The sequence below is a fragment of the Pannonibacter anstelovis genome (assembly GCF_036881715.1).
In the GTDB taxonomy this organism is placed as follows: domain Bacteria; phylum Pseudomonadota; class Alphaproteobacteria; order Rhizobiales; family Stappiaceae; genus Pannonibacter; species Pannonibacter anstelovis.
Map to the genome: position 1 here is coordinate 57,701 of NZ_JBAKBF010000012.1, position 14,703 is coordinate 72,403.

13 protein-coding genes are annotated in these 14,703 nt (G+C 60.8%); 7 read left to right on the plus strand and 6 right to left on the minus strand.

Annotated features, from left to right (window positions below; translation table 11 throughout):
- Positions 1-18 precede the first annotated feature (18 nt).
- From metF to V6L75_RS17135, 3 genes are all read right to left on the minus strand, one after another.
- Positions 19-933 (minus strand): methylenetetrahydrofolate reductase [NAD(P)H], encoded by a 915-nt coding sequence (gene metF, locus V6L75_RS17125; protein WP_334252697.1) that lies wholly within the window; start codon positions 931-933, stop codon positions 19-21.
- Position 934: 1 nt separating this feature from the next.
- Positions 935-1,948, minus strand: a complete 1,014-nt coding sequence (locus V6L75_RS17130; RefSeq protein ID WP_334252698.1) for an ArsR/SmtB family transcription factor — start codon at positions 1,946-1,948, stop codon at positions 935-937.
- A gap of 332 nt (positions 1,949-2,280) precedes the next feature.
- Positions 2,281-3,366: a DUF2336 domain-containing protein gene (locus tag V6L75_RS17135; RefSeq protein WP_334252699.1), complete on the minus strand. Its 1,086-nt coding sequence runs from the start codon at positions 3,364-3,366 to the stop codon at positions 2,281-2,283.
- Positions 3,367-3,762: 396 nt separating this feature from the next.
- On the opposite strand from V6L75_RS17135, the gene V6L75_RS17140 reads away from it, so the two are divergent.
- The gene (locus V6L75_RS17140) at positions 3,763-4,686 is read left to right on the plus strand and encodes a LysR substrate-binding domain-containing protein (RefSeq protein WP_334252700.1); all 924 of its coding nucleotides are present in this window, start codon (positions 3,763-3,765) and stop codon (positions 4,684-4,686) included.
- Positions 4,687-4,707: 21 nt separating this feature from the next.
- On the opposite strand, the gene V6L75_RS17145 is transcribed toward V6L75_RS17140, so the two are convergent.
- Positions 4,708-5,343 carry a helix-turn-helix transcriptional regulator gene (locus V6L75_RS17145; protein WP_334252701.1) on the minus strand — a complete coding sequence of 212 codons (636 nt, stop codon included), beginning with the start codon at positions 5,341-5,343 and terminating at the stop codon, positions 4,708-4,710.
- 100 nt (positions 5,344-5,443) lie between these two features.
- On the opposite strand from V6L75_RS17145, the gene V6L75_RS17150 reads away from it, so the two are divergent.
- The 3 genes from V6L75_RS17150 to V6L75_RS17160 all read left to right on the plus strand — a co-directional run bounded on the left by V6L75_RS17150 (position 5,444) and on the right by V6L75_RS17160 (position 8,159).
- The gene (locus V6L75_RS17150; protein ID WP_334252702.1) at positions 5,444-5,662 is read left to right on the plus strand and encodes a hypothetical protein; all 219 of its coding nucleotides are present in this window, start codon (positions 5,444-5,446) and stop codon (positions 5,660-5,662) included.
- Between the two features lie 156 nt (positions 5,663-5,818).
- Positions 5,819-7,798 (plus strand): putative bifunctional diguanylate cyclase/phosphodiesterase, encoded by a 1,980-nt coding sequence (locus tag V6L75_RS17155; RefSeq protein ID WP_334252773.1) that lies wholly within the window; start codon positions 5,819-5,821, stop codon positions 7,796-7,798.
- 19 nt (positions 7,799-7,817) lie between these two features.
- Positions 7,818-8,159 (plus strand): DUF2293 domain-containing protein, encoded by a 342-nt coding sequence (locus V6L75_RS17160; RefSeq protein ID WP_334252703.1) that lies wholly within the window; start codon positions 7,818-7,820, stop codon positions 8,157-8,159.
- A 36-nt stretch (positions 8,160-8,195) separates the two neighbouring features.
- Here V6L75_RS17160 and V6L75_RS17165 read toward each other — a convergent pair whose 3' ends face one another.
- Positions 8,196-8,570: a RidA family protein gene (locus V6L75_RS17165; RefSeq protein WP_334252774.1), complete on the minus strand. Its 375-nt coding sequence runs from the start codon at positions 8,568-8,570 to the stop codon at positions 8,196-8,198.
- Positions 8,571-9,082: 512 nt separating this feature from the next.
- Here V6L75_RS17165 and V6L75_RS17170 point away from each other — a divergent pair.
- Together V6L75_RS17170 and V6L75_RS17175 are read left to right on the plus strand one after the other, a co-directional pair.
- Positions 9,083-10,759, plus strand: coding sequence for a methyl-accepting chemotaxis protein (locus V6L75_RS17170; protein WP_334252704.1), 1,677 nt, complete (start codon positions 9,083-9,085; stop codon positions 10,757-10,759).
- Positions 10,760-10,976: 217 nt separating this feature from the next.
- On the plus strand, positions 10,977-12,230 hold the full coding sequence (locus tag V6L75_RS17175) for an alpha/beta hydrolase family protein (protein WP_334252705.1): 1,254 nt from the start codon (positions 10,977-10,979) through the stop codon (positions 12,228-12,230).
- Positions 12,231-12,245: 15 nt separating this feature from the next.
- Here the strand turns inward: V6L75_RS17175 and V6L75_RS17180 are convergent, their stop codons facing one another.
- Positions 12,246-12,884, minus strand: coding sequence for an MOSC domain-containing protein (locus V6L75_RS17180; RefSeq protein ID WP_334252706.1), 639 nt, complete (start codon positions 12,882-12,884; stop codon positions 12,246-12,248).
- Between the two features lie 179 nt (positions 12,885-13,063).
- Here V6L75_RS17180 and V6L75_RS17185 point away from each other — a divergent pair, with 179 nt between their 5' ends.
- Positions 13,064-14,518 carry a beta-1,3-glucanase family protein gene (locus V6L75_RS17185; protein ID WP_334252707.1) on the plus strand — a complete coding sequence of 485 codons (1,455 nt, stop codon included), beginning with the start codon at positions 13,064-13,066 and terminating at the stop codon, positions 14,516-14,518.
- Positions 14,519-14,703: the final 185 nt, after the last annotated feature.

Below are 14,703 nucleotides of genomic sequence, written 5' to 3' on the forward strand. Positions count from 1 at the left end.
TCTGGTCCGGCCCGATCCTCACGCCACCTGACGTGCCGTCTCGCCCTGCCCCAGACCCAGCATGTGGCAGAGAGCGAAGGTCAGTTCGGCGCGGTTCATGGTGTAGAAGTGGAAGTCGCTGATGCCCCGGTCGACGAGATCCATTACCTGCTCATAGGCAACGGCTGCTCCGACAAGCTTGCGGGTTTCGGCATCATCATCAAGGCCTGCAAAGCGGCGGAAAAGCCACTCGGGAATAGTCGTTCCGCAGCTGGTCGAGAACTTCACCACCTGATCGAAGTTGAGGATCGGCAGGATTCCCGGCACCACCGGAATGGAGAGGCCCGCCTTGGCGATACGCTCCAGATAGGCTTCGAACAGGTTGTTGTCGAAGAAATACTGGGTGATGACGCGGCTCGCGCCAGCGTCGATCTTGCGCTTCAGATTGTCGATTTCGGCCTGCCAGTCCGTGCTTTCGGGATGGCGCTCCGGATAGCCGGAGACGGATATCTCGAAGTCACCGATGGCTTTGATCCCGGCCACCAGATCGCTGGCATAGGCATAGCCGTCCTCACGCGGCGCATAGGCCGTACCGATGCCCTCCTGCGGGTCGCCGCGCAGGGCAACGATATGGCGCACGCCGAGGTCCCAGTAGTCCTGCACCACCGCGTCCACTTCGGCGCGCGAGGCTCCAACGCAGGTCAGGTGCGCGGCCGGAAGCATCGGCGTTTCCTTGAGGATACGCTCGACCGTGCGGTGGGTCCGCTCACGGGTGGAACCACCAGCGCCATAGGTGACCGACACAAAGGACGGCGACAGCGTCTCAAGGCGCTGGATGGTGGACCACAGGGTCGCTTCCATCTTGTCCGTCTTCGGCGGGAAGAATTCGAAGGACACCTTGACCGGTGCACAATCACTGCCGCGTGAGCGGCGGGCGTCGGAGGAAGTGGACATGTTACGCAACCTCGCGGGTTAGATCAGCCAGCGGCAGGTCCGTCACGACCCTCGGGTCGCGCGCCAGCCACAGGGTGACAGTCAGTGCTGAATGATTTCCTGCAGCGGCAGGCACAAGATCGGTGACGTCTTCCACGTCAAGCCCAAGCCCCTGCAGCCAGCGGCCCATCTGCTCGCGGGAGAATCCGAGACGGCGGTGGGCATGCTCTTCGCGCAGGAACTCAAGCTCATGCGGGGCAAAATCGACAATCATGAGCCGCCCGCCGGGCCGCAGCGCACGGGCCGCTTCGGCAAGGGCGCGGGCCGGATCATCAAGGAAATGCAGTACCTGATGCACCGCCACGACATCAAAGGAAGCGGGTGGAACATTGAGCGCATAGATGTCGCCATGGCGCACCTGCGCCTGTGTCAGCCCCTGCCCCGCCAGATTGGCGCGGGCGACAGCCAGCATATCATGCGATGCATCAACACCAAGGGCATTGGTGTAAAGCGGGGAGAACAGCTCCAGCAAGCGCCCGGTACCGGTACCAAGGTCGAGGAACGACTGGAAAGGCTTGCTGCCAAGCGCCCGGAGCATGGCCGCTTCCACATCGCGCTCGGCCACATGCAGCGAGCGCTCCTGATCCCAAACCTGCGCCTTGGCGGCGAAATAGGCCGCCGCTTCTTCTGCCTTGGCCTTGCGAAGTGCGTCAAATCGGGCCGCATCGGCCTCGAGGACATCATCGGAGGGTGTGAGCCGGGCAACCAGATCACGGGCGAGATCACCCGCAGCATCTTCCGCCAGCCGGTAGAACACCCACGAGCCTTCCGGATAGCGGCGCACAAGGCCGGCTTCCGCCAGCAGCTTCAGATGCCGGGAGATACGCGGCTGACTCTGGCCGAGAATTGCCGTTGCATCCTTCACCGTCAGCTCGCTGCGGGCAAGCAGCGCCAGCAGCCGCAGACGGCTCGGCTCACCGGCTGCCCGCAGGCCCGACAACAGGTCTTCGATGGAGAGATGCTGATCGCCGCTCATGCCGTCCACACCATACCGCCGCAACCGGCGCTTCTTGATATAAAGATATCTTTATACCACGCTCGACGTACGTGCAAGCCCTGAGGTGCCTCATGTTCCGGCACAAGGTGAAGAAAGGCTTCATGTGAGTGGTGAGGCGAAGCACAGGACTCAGAGCATCAGCCACTCCGGCCAAGTGACTCTGGCGGCTCGCAATTCCGCGCCAGTTCAGACGGTTTGATACAGCCCTAGCGCACGCACATGTACGGACTTCAGCTCTCGCGCCAAGTCCTTGAAAAAAGGCCCGGATCTCTTTCGAGCCGGGCCAGATCAGTTTGAGGCGCAGTAGAAACTCAGTCAGCAGGAAGCTCTGAACGCTGGGCGAAACGCTGCCGCGCGTCGTCAACCCGCATGGCATCGAAACGCGCCAGCGCCTGTGCCCTGGCCTGAACAGTCAGGCGGTGGCGCCACGGGCCGACCTTCAGCAAAGTCGCCACCGTCAAGGATGACAGATTGTTGGCCTTGGCAACGACGAGGAACGGCTCCACATCGAGACGGACCATCCAGTTGCTGGCCTCGGTCAGGCTGACCTTCGTCAGCGAGGCAAAAGCCACCACTGCTTCGGCAAACCGGTCGTCTGCCGCCAGCCAGCGCAGGCTGCTCTCATTGAGGCGCCCATCCCGCATCAGGGTAAGTACACGGGTGCGCGCCGCCTCGAAGTCGTAGCGGCTCAGCCAGTAGTCATTGGACATGCGCTGTTCGGCTATCCGGGCGGCCTGCGGCAGCTGCTCCGCATCGGCCAGCGCACCGGCAATCACCAGCTTCTGACGGACGGATTCGGTTGCCACTTCCACAAGCCGGGCAATATGCGCGTCGGCAAGATCGCGGCGCTCACTGAGAGCAAGCTGCAAGGCATGATCCTCAGCCGCAGCATCCAGCAGGCCTTCGAACCCTTCAAGCGAGAACGCTGCACCTGGGTTGGAAGCAACGCGGCGCTTGACGCGGATGTCGCCGCGGCGGACCAGAACGTCTGTGACTTCCTCGGACAGAACCTCACGCTGGGCGATGGCAAGGCGGTGGGCATTGCTGTTGACATCGGCAATCCCGGCAAGTTCGGGATCCTTGAGTACACTGGAACGGCGCAGAAGAGCTTCGGCGACTTCGATCTCGTCGCCCGCCAGCTGGCGGATGGTGCGCTCGGGTCCACGGCGGAGCTCGGCCAGGCGCTCGGAAACGAAACGCCGGACTTCCACTTCCACCATGTTTACAAGCCGCAGCAGAACCGCATCGTATATATCGATCTGTTCGTCAGAGCATTTGTCTGAGGTCAGAGAGAAGAGGACGGCAACATGGCGGGCAAGTTCCGCCTTCCGGTCTGCGCTGGCTTCGGACGATAGTCCGCCGAAATTCACAAGCTCCGTCTGCAACGCTTCTGTCATCTCTCAACCCACATTCGAGGACACGCCAGCACCGTAATAGCGATTCTTGAAGATAAGAGTAACGGCAAAACGTATTCTCTAAGTTTGTTTTACCAACTATCGCGTAAAATTTTAATCAACTCGAATTTGATTGTCAGTTCAAGAGTTTGCATTAGACAGAATCCCGCAGATGGGGGAAATGCCTCCCTCCGAAGCTTGCGCGAAGCTTGCCGGAACGCGTTTCAAAGGAATTTTACGTAGCGTAATTTATTGAGCAAATATAAAAAAAAGGGCGGCCCTCAGGACCGCCCAGTCTGGCACCAGTAGCTGGAAACTACTCACCGGCCCACGATGCCGAACCAGCGCAATAAGATCCAATAGGATTGCCTTGGCCACCGAATAAGATAAACTGATCACATGATCTCACTCCGCCAGCTTCGCTATCTCGACGCTCTTGCCACCCACCTGCATTTCCGCAAGGCAGCAGAGGCTGTTGCCGTGACGCAGCCCGCGCTGTCCATGCAGATCAAGGAGCTTGAGGAAAGCCTGGGCGTCATGCTTGTCGAGCGGCGCTCCGGCCTTGCACGGCTGACCCCGGAGGGCGAGGAAGTGGTCAGGCGCGGGCGGCGTATCCTCGCCGATGTGCGTGATCTGATGGATTACGCCCGCCACAGGGGCCAGCCGCTCACAGGACCGCTGCGTCTTGGCATCATTCCCTCGATTGCGCCTTATCTTCTGCCACGGGTCCTGCCCAAACTGCAGAGCGGCCATCCGGATCTGCGTCTGACCCTGCGCGAAACCCTGACGGACGTGCTGGTCCAGGAACTGATGGCCGGAGAACTGGACGCCATCATCGCCGCCCTGCCCCTGGCTCAGCCGGAGCTGACCACCCTGCCCCTCTTCGAGGACCGCTTCCTTCTGGCAGTCCACAATACACCCGATCTCGACGAGCGGCGGCGGATTGGCATCGACGAGATACGGCAGGAAGAACTGCTGCTGCTGGAGGAAGGTCACTGCCTGCGCGATCAGGCACTCAATTATTGCCAGATCGTCACCTCGGGCCGCCGCTCCTCCCTGGGCGCGACCAGCCTTGCCACCGTCATGCAGATGGTGGCCGCCGGTTATGGTGTCACCCTCCTGCCGGAAATCTGCGCCGATGTGGAGGTGCGCGACGACCGCGTTGCCCTGCTCCGCTTTCAGGATCCACAGCCAGCCCGCATGGTAGGCCTTGCCTGGCGGCGGACGTCCCCGCGGCGGAAGGATTTCGAGATCCTCCGTGACACTCTGGCAGTCACACTCAGCGGGCTTGGCGTGGCCGCAACAGCCCTGCAGGACAGCTAAAGAGAAAAACGCTCAGCTGCATCAGCTGCTGGCCCGCTCGCGGATACGGTAGACACAGCGCCGTCCGCCCGACAGCAGATGCTCGCAGCGCTCAATTTCAGCCTGCGGCCCGAGGACACTTGCAAAGAGCGACAGTTCCGAGCGGCAAAGCCCCTGGCAGACGGAAGCCGCAGCGCAAATGGAGCAGTGGTTCTCGATAAAGAGCCAGCTGCCGTCCAAGTCGCGCTCCACTTCGGCCATGTAGCCTTCACGGTTGCGCAGATCCGCAAGGCAGGAAAGCCGGTCCGGCAGCGCTGAGGCGCCAGCCAGTTCCTTTTCGTAACTCGCCTGCATTTCCTTCTCACGGAAGGCGATCAGGTCCTCCACGCCTTGCTCCCCGTGAAGTTCCCGCAATCCGGACAGCAGCGACAGGATCAGGGCAGAATGATTGTCCGGGAAACGGGCATGACCTGCAGCGCTCAGCGCCCAGACGCGGCGCGGACGGCCCACGGCCCCCTTCATGTCCTCGAAGGCGACCAGTTCCTCCTGCAGCAGACCGTCCAGATGCTGGCGCACGGCAACAGGCGTGACGGAGAGCGACGCGGCGAGCTCGGCCGCAGTCTGCGGGCCACCGGCCTTCAGGGCATTGAGAATACGGGTACGGGTTCTGTCTGACATGCGCCGAACATAGCACGGCACCGGACATATAAAAAGATTTCACTTTCCATATTCTGAAATCAAATTTAGAAAGGAAAAACTTTCTTTATAGGAGACTGTCATGGTTTTCAGCAGAGCTCATCAATATGCCGCCGCACTCGCCATTCTCATTGCAGCACGCCTCAGGCGGGCAGCCAGCAGGCGCGACTGCACGGTCCGGCTGCTTGATTTGCCGCCGGAGCTCCTTGAGGACATTCAACTGCCGCAGAATGTCCAAGAACGGCTGCAGCAAGAAAGAGAAATACAGAAGAGAAGCCTGCATATCTTTCTGCAGCGATGAGAATATCCCAAGCCCCCCAAAACCTGAGGTAATAAAGGCATTAAATATGAACATGCCTTTGCGGCAGAGTTTCAAAAAACGCTAGTTCGCATTAAATGCAAGTTATCATTTTGGCATCATACTCTCTGGAAAAGGAGAGTGCCCAGAGTGAACGCGATGCGCCGCTTTTTGAACTGGATGACTTTGTCCGGGCAGCAGCCGGAAATCCTGCAGGCTCAGTTCAGAGAGCTGCGCCGGCAAGTTCCGCTGCTCTATGCCTTGTTGGTGGTAAACGCAGGTGCCGTATCTTTTACTCACTACGGCTTGGCACCGGATTACCTGACAATCTGGCTGTTGTTGCCTCTTTTCCTCATTTGCACAGTCAGGGCCATCGTCTGGCTGCGCCGTCCAGGAGACGCGGTCACTCCGGAAGAAGCACTTTATCAGCTGCGCAAGACGCTATTCCTGAGCGGTGTCCTGGCGCTTGCCTATGTCGCCTGGTCGCTGGCCCTTGACAGTTATGGCGGACCGCTGGAGCGGGGGCATGTCGCGCTTTTCATCGCGATCACCGTCGTCGGCTGCATCTTCTGCCTGATCAACCTGCCTCAGGCTGCCCTGCTGGTCATGGCGTTGGTCACAGGGCCCTATATTGCCTATTACAGCCGCCTGGATCTGACGGTTTTCCATGCCATCTCAATGAATATCTTTCTAGTCAGCCTTGTTCTGATCCAGGTGCTGTTCAACGGCCACAAAGCCTTCACCAAAGTGATCCAGTCACAGCGGGCTCTGGCACAGAAGCAGCAGGAAACGGAACGGCTGAGCGAGGAAAATGCCATCCTGGCCCATACGGACGCGCTCACCGGCCTGCCGAACCGCCGCCATTTCTTCGCAACCCTTCAAAAACGCATCCAGGAGGCAGCCGCAACGCATGGCAGCTTTGCTGTCGGTGTCCTTGACCTTGACCGGTTCAAGCCGGTGAACGACACTTACGGCCACCATTTTGGTGACTTGCTGCTGGCAGAAGCGGGCGACCGGCTGAAGGGGCTTGCCAGCAGCGGTACCCGGTTTCAGATCAGCCGCCTGGGCGGCGACGAGTTCGGCATGATCATCGAGGCTCCGGCAAATGAACTGGAGGCCCTTGGCCAGTCGATCTGCGACATCATCGCGACCCCTTATGAGATTGAGGGAATATTTGTCCGCATTGGCTGCTCCTGCGGGCTCGCGGTCTTCCCGGATGCCGGGCGCACGGTCCACGAACTGTTCGACCGCTCCGATTACGCCCTTTACAATTCCAAGACTGGACGGCGCGGTCAGGCAACGCTTTATTCTGTCGAGCATGAAAGGCAGATACGTTCTGACCGGGCAATCGAAAGCGCCCTGCAAGGGGCAGACCTTGAAGAGGAATTCGAGGTCTACCTGCAGCCCATTCTCGACCTGCAGCAAGGCGGCGTTACCGGCTTTGAAGCGCTGGCCCGCTGGAACAGCCCCCTTCTCGGTCAGGTCTCTCCGGACCAGTTCATTCCGCAAGCAGAGCGCTCCGGGCTGATGCGCCGCCTCACCATTACGCTTTTTGCCAAGGCGCTGGCGGCAATGAGCCAGTTGCCGGCGCATCTCTCGCTGTCCTTCAACCTGTCGGCACACGACATCACCAGCAAGGAGACGGTACTGACCTTGCTCACCCTGCTTGGGCGCAGCCGGATACAGCCCGGCCGGTTGATGTTCGAGATCACGGAAACGGCAGTCATGCGCAGCTATGAAGGGGCGGAACAGTCCATGCGGCTGCTGCGCCAGACGGGCGCCCGTCTGGCTCTTGACGACTTCGGCACAGGATATTCGAGCCTTGGCTACCTGCACCGCCTGCCGATCGACCGGGTGAAGATCGACAAGAGTTTCGTGTCCGGGATCGATGACCCGAGCGGGCACGGCATTGTCTCCTCGATCATTGCTCTTTGCCGCTCCATGTCCCTCGACTGTGTGGTGGAAGGCATCGAGACGGACGCACAGCGCGACCGCCTGAAAAGCTTGGGCTGCCGCTATATCCAGGGCTACCTGATCGCCCGCCCGATGCCTGCCAAGGATGCGGCTGCATGGCTGGAGCACACGGACTATCATCAGTCTGCAGCAGCGGCAGGTATGGTATCTCTGCCTGTGAATTGAGGATCAGGAGAGATCGCTGGTGCCAGATGGAACTGAACCTGCGGTGCCCCAGACAGGGGGCACGCGCCGTCAGAAAGACATGCGCAAGGCGCTGCGCCAGATCGCACCGCGCATTCCCTTGTTTGATGCACAGGCGGTTCTAAGTGGCGCCATGGCCGGTCATCTGCGCCACCTGCCGCCGTCCATTGCCGTGCAGCAGGCCCTGACCTCCCACATCCGCCACACAGCAACGGAATACGACACGCTTCTTGCAGAAGGCTACGACCGGGACTCTGCCCGGCATTTCGTGCTGGATGACATCAATGACCAGCTCGCAGACTGGGGTTCTGGCCTGCGCATCGCCGAAGCAGACGTAGAGTGAGCCACGCCGCGCATAAAGAGCCCGGGAACTGGCGCTTCACGGACGCCGTGCAATGAGATCGATTTCCACGAGCGCATGGACGGCAAGGCCAGTCACACCGATGCAGGTGCGCGCAGGCAGCTTGCCCGGCTCGAAATAGCGGCTGTAGGTTTCATTCATAAGCGCATAGTCGCGGTGGAAGTCCGTCAGATAGATACGGGCCATGGTCACATGCTCCAGCCCGAGCCCAACGCCCGCCAGCACCAGCTTCAGGTTCTCCATCACCCGCGCCGTCTGGGCGGCGATCCCCTCCGGCAGCGGCGCGTCCGGGGCTGCCGGATCCGTCGGCATCTGGCCAGTGACAAATACCCAGCCATCGGCTTCTACCGCGTGGGAAAACGGCGCCACAGGACGCGGCCCTCCGGAAATCATGTGATGGATCGGCAGCACGTCAGTTCCCCTTATTTGTTGCCTGAGCCGCGCCGGCAACGCCAGGACATGCCAAGGCGTCCGCCGGCGCGTGCCGGAAAGCCGGTCAGATCGAAATTCTGCGCTCTGTGCCAACGCTCATGCGCGGCTCAAGCAGCGGAACAACTGCCGCATGATCAGGAATGCAAGCAGCCCGTGCAAGACATGAAACCGTCCAAAGTGGCTGCTTCCGGTATTTTTCAAAGCTCACCAGCGCCTGAGAAGGTGGCTCGTGAGCAAAAATATCATCAGGAACACATCTCACCTATTTGTTTTTATACAAACAAACTCAGAGCATTTAGACGCCTCCTTCAACCTCAGGAAAATACAGAATAAATCAAGTATATAAAAGAATAACTCTACGTGTGTTTCGACTTATATATGAGGAAACCTCATTCTTCAAATTTACACCGATTAATTTCATGTAAAGATTCTGCTGTTCTGATCAGAAGAACTTTGACGCGAGGGGCGAACGAATGACGATCAAGCAGAAGATGCTCATCTTGTCTCTGATGGCACTCAGTGCCGTTTTGCTGACTGGACTGGTACAGATTTTTTCACTGCGAAGCACGATGCTTGAAGACCGGCGTGATCTGATCCGCTCACAGGTCGAGACAGCACAGAGCGTCGTGAAGGCCATTGCCGAGGAAGCCAAGGCAGCCGGTGTGCCGCTTGAGACGGCCCAGGCCAACGCAAAGGCCGTGCTGCGCACCATGCGCTTCAACGGTAACGACTATTTCCTCGCCATCGATGCGAGCCCGGCCAATCAGGGCCTCATTCTGGCGCATCCCAGCGCATCCGTCGAAGGCAAGAACCTTTGGAACTCCAAGGACCCTGCGGGCAATCTCTTTGTTCAGGGCGAGATCGAAGCAGGGCGCAAGGGCGGCGGCTTCTCCGAGTTCCAGTTTCCGCGCCTGAATGAGACGGAGGCTGCTCCCAAGCTTGCCTACACCATGAATTATGACCCGTGGCAGTGGGCCATCACATCCGCGCTCTACATCGACGACATCAGCGCTGCCTTCTATTCGGAACTGTTCACGATGCTGATGTGGATGGTGCCGCTGGTCCTGGCGATTGCCGCAGGCACATTCGTGCTCTCCAACAGCATCACCCGCCCGCTGGAAGCCATCACCAGCGTCACCAGGCAGCTCGCAGACGGCAACATGACCGTCACCATACCCGGCACCGGCCGCAAGGACGAGATCGGGCATATGGCAGAGGCAACGGAAATCTTCCGTGACACGATGATCCGCGCCCGTGATCTGGCCCAGTCTCAGGCCGCCGAGCAGACCCAGCGCGAGGCACGCGCCCTGCATATCGAGGAGCTGACCCGCAGCTTCGATGCGAGTGCTGCGGCTTTGTTGCAGGCGGTCACACAGTCCGCCTCCGGCATGGAAGGCAGCGCCCGCAACATGGCCCGCATCGCCGAAGGCACGAACTCCAGCTCGACGGCCGTTGCGTCGGCAGCTCAGCAGGCTGCCGCAAACGTGCAGACGGTTGCCTCCGCAACGGAAGAGCTGAGTTCTTCCATCTCGGAGATCGCCTCCCAGGTTTCCCGCTCCTCCCAGATTGCCATGCAGGCGGTGGATGAAGCCCGGCGCACGGATGGCCAGATCCAGGGCCTTGCCAACGCCGCCAACAAGATCGGCGAAGTGGTGGACCTCATCCGCGCCATCGCCGAGCAGACCAACCTCCTTGCCCTCAACGCCACCATCGAGGCGGCGCGAGCCGGAGAAGCAGGCCGGGGCTTCGCGGTCGTGGCCGCCGAGGTGAAGGAACTGGCCTCGCAGACCTCCAAGGCAACCGAGGAAATCACCACGCAGATTTCGGCCATCCAGTCGGAAACGCGGGTGGCCGTGGACGCGGTGCAATCCATCGGCAAGACGGTGGAAGAGATGAACCACATTGCGGCCGCCATCTCGGCATCCGTCGAGGAACAGGGTGCTGCCACCAGCGAAATCGCCCGCAACGTCGAACAGGCCTCGCGCGGCACGCAGGATGTGACGGACAACATCCTCGAAGTCTCCCACGCGGCCAGCGAAACCCGCGGCGCTGCCAACAGTGTGGAACAGGCCGCAGCAGCGGTGACGCGCGACGCGCTGGCGCTTCGCACCGAGGTGGAAAGCTTCCTCAGCGGTGTCCGCGCCGCCTGACGGGCAAAAACAACTGTTCTGGCTGAAAAGGCCGGGCCTCCTTGGCCCGGCCTTTTCATTGCCACAGGACGGGCACATTGAGGCCGCACTATCCCGGCACAAGTTGCAATCTGCACAATTTCACGCTTGCATTTCCTTCGAGGTCATCATGAAAATCAGGCACTTGCTGGCAGTGGCCCCGCTGCTTCTCTCCCTCGCTGTCCCCCCTGGAACTGCAATGGCCGACAACAGAATAGACACCATCCGCCCCGATGCGCCCGTGCTTGCGGCCTATGGAAGCTATGGGGTTGGTGTGACCACGGTTGAACTGACCAATCCGGGCCAGATCGATGTGCTGAACTCGGAGCCTGGCAAGGAGCCTGACCTCTATGACAGGCCTCTGACGGTCGAGGTGTTCTATCCGGCCGCCGCAGGCGCAAAGCCCGTGCCGCTCGAGGCGATGATGCGGGACGGCAGCACCATGATCGAGCTTCATGGCCGTTCCTCGCGCAGTGCGGAGCCTGACCGGAGCGGGGCCCCCTATCCGCTGGTCATCATTTCCCACGGCTATCCGGGCAACCGGTTCCTGATGAGCCATCTGGCGGAGAACCTTGCGAGCAAGGGCTTTGTCGTTGCCTCGATTGATCACACCGAATCCACCTATGACAACAAGGCCGCATTCATTTCCACGCTGGTCAACCGGCCTCTGGACCAGATGTTCGTGCTCAATGCCATGGAAGAGCTTGGCAAGACGCCGGGCGGCCAGCTGGACGGCCTCTTGTCCACCGAACGGACGGGTCTCATCGGCTATTCCATGGGCGGCTATGGCACGCTGATTTCCGGCGGTGCAGGCCTTGCCGATTTTGCCCGCGAGGCTTCGTGGACTGATGGCAAGGGCGCGTTCCTTGAGCGCCATCTGGCCGGAAGCGAGAGCCATGAAGCGCTGATCGATCCGCGCCTCAAGGCCATCGTGTCTGTCGGCCCCTGGGCGCGCAAGTCCAATGCCATGAATGCGGACGGTCTTGCGGGCCTGCGCGTTCCGGCGCTGATCGTGGGCGGCAATCAGGACGAGATTTCCGGCTACAGCGACGGCATCCGCAAGATCTGGCAGGAGGCCAAGGGCACGGACCGCTATCTGCTGACCTTCGTCAACGCCGGACACAACGCAGCGGCCCCCATGCCTGCCCCGGCAGAAAGCTATGCCTTCAGCGAGGCCATCGGCTTTCCGCCATTCCAGCATTATGCTGATCCGGTCTGGGACAGCGTGCGGATGAACAACATCCTCCAGCACTTCACCACGGCCTTCCTCAACATCAACCTCAAGAGCAAGACGGACGAGGGCAAGTACCTCAAGCTCCTGCCCTATGCGGAGGACGGCGTGTGGTCGATGAATGCGGATGGCAAGCCCAACGCTGACCACACATACTGGGAAGGTTTCCCGCAAGGCAGCGCCATTGGGCTGCGCTTCGAGCATCTGGAGAAGGGGAAGTAACCCCTTCTGCCCTCATCAGCCCGGATAGATCCAGTGCTCCGGCAGATGCGCCGTGATGGCGTCGCCGGGCAGGATGCGCCCCGGCAGTTCGACGAAAGCGACAAGGCCGCGCAGATATTGCGCGGTCTTCGGGAACAGCAGATCCAGCCCTTCGCGGTCCGGCACATGCTCCGCGATCTTCCGGCCAGCCGCCCGGCAGGGTGAATTGTAGCCATCCACACGCAAGACAGCCCCGCTCCCGAACACGAGCCGCGTGCGCGGCGGCAGCAGGCTGAGGCTGGGAATGCCTTGCGTCACCACATTGCCGCCGATCCAGCCGGCAGGCAGCGCGTCCAGTTCCATCCGCGAGGCAATCAGCGCCAGTTCCTCCACCGACAGGATGGAGAGCTGACGCTCGTTCACCATCACCGTGCCGCGCGGATACCAGGGCTCACGTCCACCGGAGCGGCGGGTGCGCCCGCCATGCCGGTCGCCCTCGATACCGTCGAAGGTTAGATCCAGTGCCGCGCAGGTTTCCGTGGCAAAATCCGATTTCTTTCCGGTCCGCAGCACTTCGGCGGCCTTGCCGGAAATCTTGCGTCCAGGCACCCGCTCCAGCCGCGCCAGCATATCTGCCAGCGCCGCCTGCCCTGCCTCACCTGTCTCCACGCTCATAACGCTCTGCCTCCCGGCTTTTCCGGCCCTGCCCAAGGCTCGATACTTAGCGCAAGCAGGTGCAAGCGGCCAATGAATTGGCGTGAAGTGAGTATCACGCGAATTGCACGGAAGGAGCGCACAATCGCGGCCGCATTGCGTCCTACCGGAGGAGAAACAGCCCCTCCAAGGAGATCCTAATGAGCACCAGCAGCGTCACCCTGAACCTCGTCAACCTGCGTGGTGCGCCCACTGCACCGGGCGAGGACATTTACATCCTGCTGACCGGCGAGAACGTGACCGGCCTTACCGGCATCACATTGGGCACAGTCACATCCCTGTCGCAGATCCCGAACGCCGCCATCAGCTTCACCACAATAAAATCCGGAAGGCTCTACGCCGGGCTTGGCCAGTTCCCCAATCCGCCCACCCCGGCCGGCGGAATCTACTATGGCTGGATCGAATTCAGCTGCCTTGCGGCAGGAGACAACCTGTGGATCAACATGTCGAATGTGGATCTGCTCGGCCTGCCGCTCAGCATTGCCGGCACGGAGGCCGGAGGCGGCAGCTTTTCGCTCGGCTACAAAAGTCCGATGACCCCCACCCTTCTCAACACCATGAAGAATTCGGTACTGACCAGGGCTGGTCAGGGTGCAGTGGTGACGACAGCTTCCGGCCAGCAGATGGTGATCGGGCCGACCGTTATGCCCGCAGCATATCCCGACATGACACCCTATGTGAGCAGTCTCGTTCAGGCACAGACCGCTGTCACCATTGTTTCAGACACCCCGCCGGGGGGCGCTCCCGAGACCTTTACAGGCAACTTCCAGGCCGCTGATCCAAAGACGGGCGTGATCCTCTCGCTGAAGGGGGATCAGGGCGACACATTCGAGCTGACGGCGATCAACCTCAGCAGCTCGATCATCTACCGTTGCGATGGCGGGACGGTCATATTCAATGGCCGCGTCGTTCCGCAGAACCGCACCGCAACGAATGATCCATCGGGCCAGCCCGCTTCCCAGATCATCAGCAACTCGGTGTTCCGCAACCTGATGATCGGCTTCAACGAGGGCTATCTCACCACGGCAGGACCAAACAATTCCAGCCAGTTTCCGGGCCTGACGCCCTTTGCCGGCGGCAATGGAAACCTCTATGCGCAGGCGATCCACAACGGCACCAATTCCTACGGCTTCCCTTATGCGGACAGCAATCTGAAGGTGCTCATCCAGGCAGATCCCACCCAGCCGGTGACCGTCTCGATCCTCGCTGACAGCATGGCCTATGGTTACTCTGCCGATCCGAGTGGCGGCAGCAACCAACCGTCTTCCGGCACCTACCAGTTTGGCATCGGTGCAGGCAGCGGCGCTCTGGGAGCGATCCGCATCGGCAATTGGGTTTATGAGCCTTCCGCCAATACGGCCGGGAGCCCGGGAGGCGCCTACGGCGGTTTCCTGCCGGACCTGACGGAGTGGACACAGATGCAGTTCACCGGCGCCGGTCCTGACGCCTATATCTGGGTGAAGAACGGCCAGATCTCCGCCGGCACCTGCCTCAACGCGGCCGGCAGCTGGAACGAGGGACAGACCGTCTACAGCTGGCCGGCCAATCTTCAATGGGTGCCGGGTGCGACGGCGCCTGCAAAGCCCACGAGCTGACCCTTCCCGGCCGCAGCAGTGTATCCTGCTGCGGCATCCCCTTGTAGCCCGGACAGCAGATGTAAACTCTCTTGGCGCTAGAATCGGCGGGACGGCCTGCAAAGGCAGGCACTGACGGGGGATAGGACTGCAATGATGGCATGGCGAAGAGCATCACGTATTCACGATGCTGTCATGGGAGAGGC

What these genes read in the sequence shown, in the direction of transcription:
- metF (WP_334252697.1), bottom strand. Translation starts at nt 933, where the DNA reads ATGTCCACTTCCTCCGACGCCCGCCGCTCACGCGGCAGTGATTGTGCA.
- V6L75_RS17130 (WP_334252698.1), bottom strand. Translation starts at nt 1,948, where the DNA reads ATGAGCGGCGATCAGCATCTCTCCATCGAAGACCTGTTGTCGGGCCTG.
- V6L75_RS17135 (WP_334252699.1), bottom strand. Translation starts at nt 3,366, where the DNA reads ATGACAGAAGCGTTGCAGACGGAGCTTGTGAATTTCGGCGGACTATCG.
- V6L75_RS17140 (WP_334252700.1), top strand. Translation starts at nt 3,763, where the DNA reads ATGATCTCACTCCGCCAGCTTCGCTATCTCGACGCTCTTGCCACCCAC.
- V6L75_RS17145 (WP_334252701.1), bottom strand. Translation starts at nt 5,343, where the DNA reads ATGTCAGACAGAACCCGTACCCGTATTCTCAATGCCCTGAAGGCCGGT.
- V6L75_RS17150 (WP_334252702.1), top strand. Translation starts at nt 5,444, where the DNA reads ATGGTTTTCAGCAGAGCTCATCAATATGCCGCCGCACTCGCCATTCTC.
- V6L75_RS17155 (WP_334252773.1), top strand. Translation starts at nt 5,819, where the DNA reads ATGCGCCGCTTTTTGAACTGGATGACTTTGTCCGGGCAGCAGCCGGAA.
- V6L75_RS17165 (WP_334252774.1), bottom strand. Translation starts at nt 8,570, where the DNA reads ATGATTTCCGGAGGGCCGCGTCCTGTGGCGCCGTTTTCCCACGCGGTA.
- V6L75_RS17170 (WP_334252704.1), top strand. Translation starts at nt 9,083, where the DNA reads ATGACGATCAAGCAGAAGATGCTCATCTTGTCTCTGATGGCACTCAGT.
- V6L75_RS17175 (WP_334252705.1), top strand. Translation starts at nt 10,977, where the DNA reads ATGGCCGACAACAGAATAGACACCATCCGCCCCGATGCGCCCGTGCTT.
- V6L75_RS17180 (WP_334252706.1), bottom strand. Translation starts at nt 12,884, where the DNA reads ATGAGCGTGGAGACAGGTGAGGCAGGGCAGGCGGCGCTGGCAGATATG.
- V6L75_RS17185 (WP_334252707.1), top strand. Translation starts at nt 13,064, where the DNA reads ATGAGCACCAGCAGCGTCACCCTGAACCTCGTCAACCTGCGTGGTGCG.